Annotated in this window: 15 protein-coding genes; 5 read left to right on the top strand and 10 right to left on the bottom strand. The window is 44.3% G+C overall.

Annotated elements, in window-relative coordinates; all coding sequences use genetic code 11:
• Nucleotides 1-29 precede the first annotated feature (29 nt).
• Together N646_RS11340 and N646_RS11335 are read left to right on the top strand one after the other, a co-directional pair.
• Nucleotides 30-467: a DUF2383 domain-containing protein gene (locus tag N646_RS11340; RefSeq protein ID WP_005379194.1), complete on the top strand. Its 438-nt coding sequence runs from the start codon at nt 30-32 to the stop codon at nt 465-467.
• A 148-nt stretch (nt 468-615) separates the two neighbouring features.
• Nucleotides 616-1,014 carry a hypothetical protein gene (locus N646_RS11335; RefSeq protein ID WP_017821105.1) on the top strand — a complete coding sequence of 133 codons (399 nt, stop codon included), beginning with the start codon at nt 616-618 and terminating at the stop codon, nt 1,012-1,014.
• A 203-nt stretch (nt 1,015-1,217) separates the two neighbouring features.
• Here N646_RS11335 and N646_RS11330 read toward each other — a convergent pair whose 3' ends face one another.
• The 5 genes from N646_RS11330 to N646_RS11310 form a co-directional block, all read right to left on the bottom strand.
• Complete coding sequence (locus N646_RS11330) at nt 1,218-2,894, bottom strand: diacylglycerol kinase family protein (RefSeq protein ID WP_017821106.1); 1,677 nt, start codon at nt 2,892-2,894, stop codon at nt 1,218-1,220.
• A gap of 144 nt (nt 2,895-3,038) precedes the next feature.
• Nucleotides 3,039-3,470, bottom strand: coding sequence for a hemerythrin domain-containing protein (locus tag N646_RS11325; protein WP_017821107.1), 432 nt, complete (start codon nt 3,468-3,470; stop codon nt 3,039-3,041).
• Between the two features lie 104 nt (nt 3,471-3,574).
• Nucleotides 3,575-3,772, bottom strand: coding sequence for a hypothetical protein (locus tag N646_RS11320; protein WP_017821108.1), 198 nt, complete (start codon nt 3,770-3,772; stop codon nt 3,575-3,577).
• Nucleotides 3,773-3,780: 8 nt separating this feature from the next.
• Nucleotides 3,781-3,957 (bottom strand): DUF1328 family protein, encoded by a 177-nt coding sequence (locus N646_RS23750; protein WP_005379177.1) that lies wholly within the window; start codon nt 3,955-3,957, stop codon nt 3,781-3,783.
• Nucleotides 3,958-4,002: 45 nt separating this feature from the next.
• Nucleotides 4,003-4,554 (bottom strand): BON domain-containing protein, encoded by a 552-nt coding sequence (locus tag N646_RS11310; RefSeq protein ID WP_017821109.1) that lies wholly within the window; start codon nt 4,552-4,554, stop codon nt 4,003-4,005.
• Nucleotides 4,555-4,990: 436 nt separating this feature from the next.
• Between N646_RS11310 and N646_RS11305 the strand changes: the two genes are divergently transcribed.
• Nucleotides 4,991-6,334, top strand: a complete 1,344-nt coding sequence (locus tag N646_RS11305) for a sigma-54 interaction domain-containing protein (RefSeq protein WP_017821110.1) — start codon at nt 4,991-4,993, stop codon at nt 6,332-6,334.
• A gap of 93 nt (nt 6,335-6,427) precedes the next feature.
• Here the strand turns inward: N646_RS11305 and N646_RS11300 are convergent, their stop codons facing one another.
• The 3 genes from N646_RS11300 to ftnA all read right to left on the bottom strand — a co-directional run bounded on the left by N646_RS11300 (nt 6,428) and on the right by ftnA (nt 8,744).
• On the bottom strand, nt 6,428-7,621 hold the full coding sequence (locus N646_RS11300; RefSeq protein WP_017821111.1) for a BaiN/RdsA family NAD(P)/FAD-dependent oxidoreductase: 1,194 nt from the start codon (nt 7,619-7,621) through the stop codon (nt 6,428-6,430).
• A gap of 180 nt (nt 7,622-7,801) precedes the next feature.
• Nucleotides 7,802-8,125, bottom strand: coding sequence for a universal stress protein UspB (gene uspB, locus N646_RS11295; protein ID WP_005379169.1), 324 nt, complete (start codon nt 8,123-8,125; stop codon nt 7,802-7,804).
• A 91-nt stretch (nt 8,126-8,216) separates the two neighbouring features.
• Nucleotides 8,217-8,744 (bottom strand): non-heme ferritin, encoded by a 528-nt coding sequence (gene ftnA / locus N646_RS11290; RefSeq protein ID WP_005379167.1) that lies wholly within the window; start codon nt 8,742-8,744, stop codon nt 8,217-8,219.
• 281 nt (nt 8,745-9,025) lie between these two features.
• Here ftnA and uspA point away from each other — a divergent pair, with 281 nt between their 5' ends.
• On the top strand, nt 9,026-9,451 hold the full coding sequence (gene uspA / locus N646_RS11285) for a universal stress protein UspA (RefSeq protein WP_005379165.1): 426 nt from the start codon (nt 9,026-9,028) through the stop codon (nt 9,449-9,451).
• A gap of 64 nt (nt 9,452-9,515) precedes the next feature.
• Nucleotides 9,516-10,394: a carboxylate/amino acid/amine transporter gene (locus N646_RS11280; protein WP_017821112.1), complete on the top strand. Its 879-nt coding sequence runs from the start codon at nt 9,516-9,518 to the stop codon at nt 10,392-10,394.
• Between the two features lie 70 nt (nt 10,395-10,464).
• Here N646_RS11280 and N646_RS11275 read toward each other — a convergent pair whose 3' ends face one another.
• Together N646_RS11275 and N646_RS11270 are read right to left on the bottom strand one after the other, a co-directional pair.
• Nucleotides 10,465-11,037: a hypothetical protein gene (locus tag N646_RS11275; RefSeq protein ID WP_017821113.1), complete on the bottom strand. Its 573-nt coding sequence runs from the start codon at nt 11,035-11,037 to the stop codon at nt 10,465-10,467.
• A gap of 186 nt (nt 11,038-11,223) precedes the next feature.
• A complete protein-coding gene (locus N646_RS11270) occupies nt 11,224-12,003 on the bottom strand; it encodes a class I SAM-dependent methyltransferase (RefSeq protein WP_017821114.1) in 780 nt (259 codons plus the stop codon).
• Nucleotides 12,004-12,055: the final 52 nt, after the last annotated feature.

Raw genomic sequence — 12,055 nt, 5'->3', positions numbered from 1 at the left:
CCCTATCACCAGTAAATAAGGAGTGGCATATGAAAAATGAAAACATCGCCTCAATCATTGAGCTTATCGAAAGCGGAAATGAAATTTACAACAAGGCCATCGAGAACATCGACAACACTTCTTTGAATAATGTGTTGGTAGAACTGCTCAGAGTACGTGAGCGTGCAGTCATTGAGCTCACTCCCTACTCTCTAGCAAGTAACAATGAAGAATCTGCCGACGACACTCCAGTTTCCTACACCATCAAGGCGCGTGAGGTCTACAGCGACGTGATGAAGGAAGTGTCCTCTGACAAAGAGTCTATGTATTTAGAACAGCTTGAAGGTGTCGAAAGCAAGGTACTCAAAGAGATTGAGAATTTGATTACTTCCCACCCAGAGCAGGCGGATAACTCGGTTCTGCTGAAAGTTCGTAGCGATATAAAAAGCTGCAAAGAAAAACTCAGCAGCATCAGCCTTATTAGCTAAAACTTGGTGGTCGCCTTTGCAATAAAGCTCGGTATTGATCAAAGAAATGGCCAACTTGCTTTGGCCATTTCTGACAAGCCCACAGGCGCATTAACATAACCATCACGAGAAATGTCCCACGACAATAGTCATAAATAAAGAGGTCACTATGACATTGGATAACAATCGAGTAAGGGAGCTACTCGTAAAAATGACACACCATCGCCAAACGTGTTTGCCTCTCGTTAACCCGCAATCACATATGACACTCGCAAGAGCGGCATATCGATTCGTGAAAATAGAAAAAGTGATGATCAAAAAGATGGCGAAGCTGTTCTTCGATCAAGATGGTGAAAAATTCATTGCAGAAAATGCCACCGAATACGGCGTTGCCGAGTTAGGCAATTACAAAGAAATGCATTTTATGAATAAATTACTGTTAGATGATTTAAAAGCCCTGCTTAGAGCCATTGACGACACCAACTTAACCGCACTTGTTTCTTATTGGTTAGCTGCTTTACAAGTTGAAAACGATGAAATTGAAAAGCACTTACCTCAGGGTGAGTAATTATACTCGCCCTTCTTTCTTTCACTTTGTTTAAACCACATCCCCAATCAACCTAGTAAAAGGTGCAGATAGAAAAAAAGCCGCTGCATCTACGCAGCGACCTTAATAGCCTTTTTACGACGCACACCAAATCATCAAACAACACAGAAAAAGCGCCATGTAGAATACGAAGCAAATGGCGCGTTATCCGCGGATTATCTGTGTTAAAGCGAAGCTGATTTACGTCTCTGGCTTGGAACAAATACGTTCAATGACTTTGGACGCAGCTTGATTGCCAGTTGCTCATCAGAATACAGTTCACCATCAATCACATACTCAATCGGTTTATTCGCAGAAATAGTGACGCTCTGAGCCGTCGCGTATTGAAAATGTGTCGATTCTTCCTGTGCGCCTACGCTCGTTAATGTAAGATCCGACAATGCGATAAGACGTCCGCCTAAAGACTCGGTGTTATCTAAATATGTGATATGCAGCTTGCCATCATCAGGCTGCGGCGCATCACCACCTTGGGCAAGCAACGTACTAAATGGAGCGATATTCGCAACGACAAAACTATGGACTTCAAGCGTTTGTGTATTCTTGTCGTGGTTTCCATCTTCAGTTGGAGCGTCTAACGATACGGTTAAAGCTTGCGTTTCTTCCGCCACTACAGCATTAAAAAAGCCGGTGAGGTAAGCGAGTTGTCCAAAAACATTTTTCTCTTCTCGCTGAGCGTGCTCGATCATTTTCTGTTCTAGCCCAATGCCTAAGACCAATAAAATAAGCCGCTGATTACATTCCGCAGTATCAATACGTTGGCAGTGTCCGCCAAGCAACGCTTCACACGCTTTTTCGACCGGTGAGAATTTTGCGCCAACGCCATAGAGCACATGACATAACGCATTGGCAGTTCCGAGCGGAACAATACCGAGTTTAATACCGAGTTTTAGGTCGGTATCCACCAATTGGCTCGCCACCTCTGTTACTGTGCCATCGCCACCAGCTACGATGATTTGCTTAGCTCCACTTTCTTTTGCCTGTTGTGTTAGCTGCTCGGCGCTGAGGTTTGTGGTGGTTTGATGAATACTCAAGCGATATTTTTTGGTTAGTTCACGAATCAAGTGCTGTTCGTTTTCCTCCCATTTTCCGCCACCTGCAACAGGGTTAACCACCATCCAAGTGGATTGATCCAGCCCTAGCACGCCTTTTTCACTGATCGCTCGTAACGTTCTAATCTGTAATTTATTCAATCTCGCGGTACTGCGTACGTCATTGATTTTTTTCATCACGGATTCAACCGTCAGTGACGGGTCTTTGCTCAGTAAATACGCCGCCACAACAAACACTGAACGACCACGCCCTAACGCACAATGCACAACCACGGCCCGCGAGCACGAGATTTGAGTATCAATCCAGTTAATCGCATGGCGAAGACGCTCTAGCGTTGGGGCTTTGTGGTCGAGTACCGGAATCGAAAGGTAATGAAACTGCTTGTCGGTCATCGCGCTTTCAAGGCCTGCAAATTCTGCGGTGACATCGACAATACAAGAAATCTCATTGGATTCGAGAAAATCTAAGTCACTCTGAAACAAACGGCGAGATAGGTATAAATTGTCACTGACTTTTTGGATTGGAGGCACTGTATCACGCCGTCTTTCCCAGGCGTTATACGCTCTAGCCCCCAATAGAAATGGGATGAATGCCCAGCGAATCCACCTGACAATCTTGCCATCTTGGTTTTTTCTAAAAATAGAGGGAATGTCGAATACGTAGGCTACGCTGACCAACGCTAAAGAAAGCGATATCCACAAGAACAGCAGACTAACGATAATTTGAGGCGTATAGATAGCGGCCAATAAACTGATCAGAGCGCCAAGAATATAATATTTGATGATAAACATTCGCTCTCCTTGCCTTCAGCGAGTGCACTTTTTAGTGGAAGTTAGAATACGCGGGGGATTGAGCTTGGATACATGAACTTGAGTAAACGCCTTGATTGAGTGCCTTCCCGTGCCGAAATGGCACGAAAAGGTCCAACACTCTACCTAGCTTACCATCTCTTCAACATAACCATCCGCTAGTTTCATTTTCTGCTTATCGGTCATTACCTTACCGGCTAACTGGAAGAAACGCTGCTCTTCTTCCTCAAGATGGTGCAACACTTTGTGACGCAAGGTTTTCATTAGGTTGAGCCACGCTGGCGAGCTCATATCGGTTGCATCAAGCTGTGCAATCACTTTATCAATTTCATGATGCTCTGCGATGCCATGGCGAGTGAGATCAATGGTCTTATCGCTATCTATTAAAGGCGCGTAGAAAAACCGCTCTTCTGCCGCTGCGTGCTGTTCGAGTTCCTCTTTAAGGTTGTGATAAAACTCTTCACGAGCGGGGGAATCTCCAGACGTTTCCATCAGAGCATCGAGTAAAAGGCGTTGCTTTTCATGACTCTCTTTCAGTACATCAAATATGTTTTTCATCTTTGACTCCTTATCTGATTGTAAACAATTGGGACAAAAGGAAGGGCGGTTATTGACCGCCCCTCTCTTACATAGCTATGCGTAAAAAACCTAACCTGATTCGGCTAACAGTCTTGGTCTTCAGCGTTTAGATTTTCTTTAATGTTTTCACATTCATCTTCAATCGCATTTTGGGTTTCTTCGGCGGCTTCATCTATCTTTTTGCCGGCCTGTTCCATTGGCCCTTCTTCACTACAAGCTGCCAACGCAAACACCAAACCGAATACTGCGGCGATACGGTAAACAAATGACGTAAGTCGCATGGAATCTCCTATCTATTTACGTTTTTTCTTCCCAGCAGAACAATCACTATTGATACAATTAATGACAATAGGAATAGGTAAAATATCACTTGCGCGATAGAGGCAGCAGCTCCTGCAATACCGGTAAAGCCTAATAGTGCAGAAATTAGTGCCAGTGCCAGAAAAATAAACATCCAACGAACCATAGTGTTACCTCCTAATAAAAGTGGGTTAAATCACTCAGCTCGCTATTATTGAACCACTTCTAGCTTATCAATCACCTTATTTACGTCATTGGTGTTATTTGCAATTGAAATTGCAAGATCATGCTCCGCATCTGAATTAACTTTACCTGCCAACGTTACCGTTTTGCGTTCTGTCGTTACATCAATATCCGTACCACTCACATTGGTATCCATTAGTAGGCGCGTTTTAACTATAGTCGTGATTTTAGAATCGGTCAGTGTAGCTAAAGCTTCTGAATCAGTTTCTTTCTTGCCTTCATTCACTACTGACAATTCGTTGTTTACTTTTTTCACACCATCAAGACCAGTAACAAGCTCTTCGGCAAGTGATTTTTCAAGATCATTGTTTACCGAACCAGAAAGGGTAACGACCTGATTCTCAACATCGGTATTGATATCAAAAGAGTTGAGATTGCTGTTTAGCAGTAGCGTGGTTTCAGCTTTACCATCTAGCCAAGCGTCCATGGATTCTTTTTGCCATTTATCACTCGCTAAGACTGCTGTAGATGAAGTAGCAAGAACTGACGTAAGTACAATTTTAGCTGCGATGTTATTCATGGTAATTCTCCTTTATTGACGTTGCACTTCCCTAGAAGCAAACCATGTGCCAACTTTATAACTTATTGTTTTTAAGCAACTAATAAGGGAAAGAGGTAAAAATGAGATGAGCAATAAAGTATAAGCATGAATTATTTACACGTAATAAATGTAATTTTTAATCGGTGATAAAGCCTCCGTCACTTGTGCCTAAATAACCTGATAAAACAGAAAGGCTATTTCTCCAGAATCAATTAATAGCAAAATTATTATTTTAAATAAAAAAATCAGAACAAAAGGAAATATCTACTGATGGCTCTCACCGATATATATCAAAAAGGGGCTAACAACATAAAAATATCGAACAAATCCTTAAATCTATGCTGACAATATTTTGTCTTGTGAAGTGAGAATAATCCACGTACATTGTTTCTGTCATAGTAAAGAGGACATTTCTATGTCGATGCCAAGCCTGTTTCTAAGAATACAAGATCCATCACTTAAAAATGCCATCGCTTCTTGCCAGGAACTGAACAAATTTCGTCTGCATGACATCGATGCCGCAGACCAATGGATTGAAGATTTTCTACAACTCAAACCGGAAGTTGCGATTGTTGAAGTCGCCCACTTTACTAGTGCAGATTATCAACGTCTTTCTAATATCGAAGACATCTACGATATGGACTTGATCATCATTAGCTCAGGCGCTCCAAATGAGAACTTGGATAAGCTGATGAACTTGGGTGCTATTTTTCACTACAGAAAGCCCGTTGATATTGCCATTCTGACGGACACCCTGGGCGAAGTCAGCCAGTACTATCAACACAAACAAGATCAAGGGCGTAAAGTGTCCACCAGCGATCTTGACCAATTTGGTCTTTTGGTCGGCTCTTCCTCTCCGATGCATCAGCTCTATCGTATGATCAGGCGCGTTGCAAAAACCGAAGCCAACGTCCTTATTGTCGGTGAAAGTGGATCAGGCAAAGAACTGGTGGCGCAGACCATCCACTTAGCGAGTGAGCGTAAACAACAGCCCTTTATAGCGATTAACTGTGGTGCCATTAGCCCTGAATTGGTTGATAGTGAACTGTTTGGCCATGAGAAAGGCGCTTTTACCGGAGCAAATAAAACTCACAAAGGTGTATTTAAGCAGGCAGAGGGCGGCACCCTATTTTTAGATGAAATCACCGAGATGCCTATCGAGCATCAAGTGAAGCTATTGCGGGTGCTAGAAACCGGAGAGTATCGCCCAGTTGGCAGTAATACAGTTCATATCGCTAATACTCGCATCATTGCTGCTACAAACCGTGATCCTAAAATCGCCATTGAGGAGCAGTTCCTGCGTGAAGATCTGTTTTTCCGCTTATCGCATTTCCCATTAACGATACCGCCACTGCGAGAACGAGGCGGTGATATCGTCGGTCTGGCCAAGCACTTTATTGCGCACCGCAACGCCAATGAGGCAAAAACCAAAACGATTCTTGACTCTGCGATCCAAAAAATCGCTGCACACGACTGGCCAGGTAATGTCCGTGAGCTCAAACACACGATCGAGCGTGCATTTATTTTGGCTGATGACACCATCCGAGATGAACACCTGATCTTCGACACACCACCATTGGAAACAGGCACCAGCATCGAAGACCTTGTTCCGGCGGGCGTTTCGCTAGAAGAGCTAGAAAAAGCCGCCATTCTCAATACCCTTGAAGAGAATCAAGGCAATAAAACGGAATCAGCGCAGGAGTTAGGCATTAGCGTGAAAACGCTCTATAACAAACTCGAAAAGTATCAAGACGAGTAACTCGCTATGGGAATACAAAAAGAGCACTGGCTTTTATTCACTGCTCTTTTTGTATCTTATCTTTTATGCAGTTAGGCTGCGTTTGGTGTTTGATTAAACCCACTGCCCCGCAACAAAGCCGCTCGACCAGCACCACTGAAAATTGTAGCCCCCTAGCCAACCAGTCACATCCATCACTTCACCAATAAAATAAAGCCCTTTAATGTCTTTGCATTCCATGGTTTTCGAGGATAAGTGATCAGTATCGACACCGCCGAGTGTCACTTCCGCAGTTCGGTAGCCTTCGGTGCCATTCGGGGCGATATCCCAATGCTCTAGACGCTCCACAATCGCCGCAAGCTCCTTTTGATTGAACTGTTTTAGCGGTTTATCGACTAGCTCTTTACGTTCAATTAAGACTTCAACCAGACGCTTAGGCAGCACTTTGGCAAGCGTATTCTTGAGTGACTGATTTGGATGCTTCTCACAACTGCGTTCTAATAACTCAGCAACATCATCGTTTGGCACAAGATTGATCAACACCTTTTGTCCGGCCCGCCAGAATGAAGAAATCTGTAACACTGCTGGACCAGATAACCCACGATGTGTGAACAACAGGGCTTCTTTGAACATGGTGCCATCTTCAGCCGTAATTTCCGCAGGTACCGCGATACCAGATAACTCAGCAAAGTCTTCTTTGTCTTCTTTATGCAGAGTAAATGGAACAAGCCCTGCCGTGGTTGGGATAACTCGAAGACCAAATTGTTCCGCGACTTTATAACCAAATGGTGTCGCTCCCAGTTTTGGCATCGACAAGCCACCTGTTGCGATAACTAAAGACTCACATTCGACAATCTCAGTACCAGCATGCAAACGAAAGCCTCCATCAATTTTTTCAATCGAATGAACATCGCATTGGTAACGCTGCTCGATGTTCGGCATGTCACACTCAGCTAACAACATCTTCACGATATCTTTGGCCGTAAATGCATCGACACAAAACAACTGGCCGTGATCACGCTCTTCGAACTCAATGCCATGTTTACACACCATCGAGATGAAATCCCAGTTAGTGTATTGGGAGAGCGCCGACTTAACAAAGTGCGGGTTTTGACACAAATAGTGATTAGCTGAAACGTCGTAGTTAGTGAAGTTACAACGACCACCGCCCGAGATAAGGATTTTACGTCCTGGCTTTTTAGCATGATCGAGCACCAAAACACGGCGACCTCGCTTGCCAGCTTCTGCAGCACACATTAAACCTGCTGCGCCTGCGCCAATTACAACAACATCAAATTTCTTACTCATCGGTAGCTCTTAGACTGATTGGTATCGAATCAAAATAAAAAAGGATGTGCACATTGCACATCCTTGCTTTCTAGGCGCGACATTCTACCGACAAATACCGAAAGGGAAAAGCGCTTAAACTCTAAGCGCTCTGTATGTCCGCAAAATCTCAGACAGAACAACTATCTAGATTATTGACTCTTAGAGAATGAAGGCCGCAAGTAGCGTCACGCCGAGCAACGCGGTCGATAGAACAAACAGTTCACGCACTCTTTCACACTTACCAGTAAAAATTTCATCGTGGTGATGATGATATTCTTTACTTTTAATGTAGTGATACAACCTCACCTGCTTGGTGACATTTCCATGAGTGGTAAAAAAACCATTACCATCAACTTGCTGATATAACAGCGGGTGCGCTTCACGCATGATATAAATTAGAGAACGAAGAGCGGTGAGATACCGGACCATATTAACTCCAGTTACCACCATTAGCGCAAATAAGATTGTGTCTCCACTGATCATCTTTTCCTCCCTACATCTTCAACAATGCTCAAGAGAAAAAGACGATCAACACTTCGTCTTTACCCGCTACTTACAACGTCCCAAAACGCGTTTACGCAGCTGGAGCATCCATGATTGAAGATGAACCTTCTTTCGCCATTTGTGCTAGATCTTTGTCAATGAAGAACAACGCTTTACCGTCTTCACCTACCAATTCGATCTTATCTAAAATCCCTTTAAACAACTTCTCTTCTTCGTGCTGTTCTGACACGTACCACTGTAGGAAGTTAAACGTTGAGTAGTCTTGGCTAGTAAATGCAACGTGCGCCAGTTTGTTGATTTTTTCCGTGATCATTTGCTCATGTTCAAATGTCTCGCGGAAAACGTCACCTAGGCTCGCAAAGTCATGCTTAGGCGCATCAATAGCGCCTAAGATTGGCATTGAGCCAGTTTCACTCACGTAAGTGAATAGGCGTTGCATGTGCTCCATTTCTTCTACGGCGTGAGCGCGTAAAAATTCAGCCGCACCTTCAAAACCTTTGTCTTCACACCAAGCACTCATTTGTAAGTATAGATTGGATGAGAAAAATTCTAGGTTAATTTGCTCATTCAATTGTTCGACCATAGTTTGAGACAGCATGTTAACTCCTATTATTGTGCATGCAATATACCCAAGTAACCTCGAAATAAGTGACGCTGCGAGAATAGCTTGGTCGGCAGACACGGCGAAGTTTCACTTCAACTCTAGTCAGTAACACTACGCTTATTTCAGCATATCAAAGTCACTTGGGTATAACGCCACTATAACATGATTACTGAGACAAGACTTTGTACCTACGGCACCGATATGAGATCACTTCAGCAAATTTTTTTTGGGGTTGGTGCTAATCTAAAACTATGACCTTACAAGGAGATAGCAATATGAGTTACAAACACATACTTGTGGCAGTCGACCTTTCAGACGACAGTAAAGTGTTGATTAAGAAAGCCGTATCACTGGCTAAACCTCTGGATGCGAAAGTCTCTTTTATTCACATCGACGTGAACTACGCAGAACTCTACACTGGGCTTATCGATATCAATATGGCAGAAGCGCAACATCAAGCAATGGAAGCATCGCGCACACAATTGGCAAACTTCGCAGAATATGCGCAATACCCAATTGCCCATACCTTGGTCGGTAGTGGCGATTTGAGTAATGAGCTGTGCGATACCATTCAAGACTACAGTATCGATTTGGTGGTTTGTGGTCATCACCAAGATTTCTGGAGCAAGATTCTATCTTCGACTCGACAGCTTATTAACTGCTCACCAGTCGATATGCTGGTCGTACCGCTAAAAGACTGATTGGCGCAACGATAAAACTTGGTTAGACTGCGGGCACATTTGTTGTTGATAAAGATTCTCATCCATGGCTTATCTATCCGCAGTTACCCTACTTTGGGCATTCTCATTTAGCCTGATCGGCGTTTACCTCGCCGGTCAGGTTGATTCTTGGTTCTCGGTGTTCATGCGCGTGGCACTGGCGAGCCTGGTTTTCATTCCCTTTTTGAAATTCCGTGGCGTTAGCAAATCCCTGATCGCGAAACTGATGACCGTCGGTGGCTTCCAGCTCGGTTTGATGTATTGCTTCTACTACCAATCTTTTTTACTCCTTTCCGTGCCAGAAGTATTGCTGTTCACCGTATTCACACCCATTTACGTCACGCTAATCTATGACTTCTTGAAAGGTCGCTTTTCACCTTGGTACTTAGTTACCGCTGCAATAGCCGTATTTGGTGCCGCCTGGATTAAATTTGCAGGCATTAATGAAGATTTCCTACTGGGCTTTTTGGTCGTACAAGGAGCAAACCTCTGCTTTGCCATCGGTCAGGTGGGCTACAAATATATCATGGAGAGTGAACCCGTCGATTTGCCACAACACACCGTGTTTGGCTACTTCTACTTAGGTGCACTTTGTGTAGCAACCGTGGCTTTCGCGCTCATGGGTAACCTCGACAAACTACCTACCACTGCAACACAATGGGGCATTCTGACATACCTTGGGTTGATTGCTTCTGGTTTTGGTTACTTTGCTTGGAACAAAGGCGCGACTATGGTGAACGCAGGTGCACTGGCAGTAATGAACAATGCATTGGTTCCGGCGGGCTTGATTGTAAACATTGTGATTTGGAACCGCGATGTTGATGTCATGCGACTCGCCATTGGCGGTGCGATCATCATGCTATCCCTATGGATTAACGAAACCTGGGTGAAAAAGCGCGTAGAGATGAGCTACGCCAATAAGTAACGCAGCTAATCCTATAAACATTTCGACAATAAAAAACGCTCTCCGACTGGAGAGCGTTTTTTTTATTTGATTAATGCACTTTGGCTTGTGAGATTGCGTTCATCAAAGCATTAGGTGGCGTTGGCAGCAACACTTCTAGTTTCGCATTACGCGCTTCCAGTTTACGCTGACGCTTAAGTAACTTTTGTTGTTTTTTCGCCACTTTTAGCAACTTCTTTTGCTGCTTATAGTGCTTTTTCAGTGCTTTTTTCGCTTTCTTGAGCGATTTTTTATCCGCTAAATCAAACCATACTGATGCGTCGGCTCTTACTGGCTCCGGAGATTTTTCGGCTTGTTTTTTCTCTTTCACGCGCTCAACAACACGCTTCACAATCGCGGCTTTTTCGTTGCTTTGTTTAGTGGTCACTGGAATCGCTTGTGATGGCAGAGCTTCAACCAATAAGCCACATGCTTGTTGCTCACTCAATGGCTTGTCTTGGCATTTTTGTGGAGGAATTGCGGCTGGCTTACAAAGGGTATCTTTGGCCGATGAAGAGCGTGCGCAAGAACGACAAACGAATTTTGGTGCGACAACTAAACGATGGATATCACCAAGTTCTGCCGCGATCTGTTTGCGACTCATTTTACATAAACGTTTAGCCATTCTACTACTCCAGCTTCCCAGTTATCGACCGCATCACAACAAGTGAAATAATAATAATTCTTAGTTAGATATACAGTCAGGAAAGGGAATTAGCAAGAGAAAACTATCAATAGAGACGAGGAAAGAGAAGCCGAGTCACAGCACGATACACCGTACTGTGACAAGAAAAGTTGAGCCGTCAGGAAGTTATGCCATCGATGCTTTAACATAGACATCGAAGCGATTTTTTTTCGTTTCAATCGCCATGGTCGGTTTTTTCTCGTTCAGCCAGTTAGCATAGTCTGGGCGTTTAACTACTACACGCTTTGTGGCTAACGCCATGGCTGGTTCTAGTAGGCCATCGGCGTCCAAATCGGCGCCAACCAACGATTGGAAAACGCGCATTTCTTTTTTCACGAGCGCCGACTTCTTTTTATTTTCTGGGTGCGGATACATCGGGTCAAGATACACCACATCTGGCTGGACAAAGTCTTTATCTTGCGCCAATTGTTCCAGCGCATCATGGCTAGAAGCATGGATTAGCGACATGCGCTCAGATACCCAGGTGCCGATTTCTGAGTCTTGTTTCGCTCGATCCAAGCCATCATCTAACAAAGCCGCTACGACTGGATGACGCTCGACCATCTGCACTTTACAACCTAGCGAGGCGAGCACAAACGCATCACGACCAAGACCTGCCGTGCCGTCTAACACGGTTGGCGTTGCCCCTTTGTTCAACCCCGCCGCTTTCGCAATTGCCTGACCTTTACCACCACCGAACTTGCGACGATGACCGACCGCACCACCAATCAAATCCACAAAGATTGCACCCAGCTTTGGCTCATCCACTTTACGTAGCTCCAAACGCTCGGTGGTTAGCACCAAAGCAAAATCGCTATCGTCAGTATGAGAAAGCCGCCAACGCGCAGCGAGTTCATCAAGATGAGATTGTTGAGACGGGTTTTCACAGATCAATTGCAGTTGCAAAAGGAGGCTCCAATAAAAATCGAGGTAACTGGCGCTGAGTGTATACCTAAGT

Origin of the sequence: Vibrio alginolyticus NBRC 15630 = ATCC 17749 (genome assembly GCF_000354175.2) — a bacterium.
Lineage (GTDB): Bacteria > Pseudomonadota > Gammaproteobacteria > Enterobacterales > Vibrionaceae > Vibrio > Vibrio alginolyticus.
This window is presented reverse-complemented; position numbering and strand designations above follow the sequence as displayed.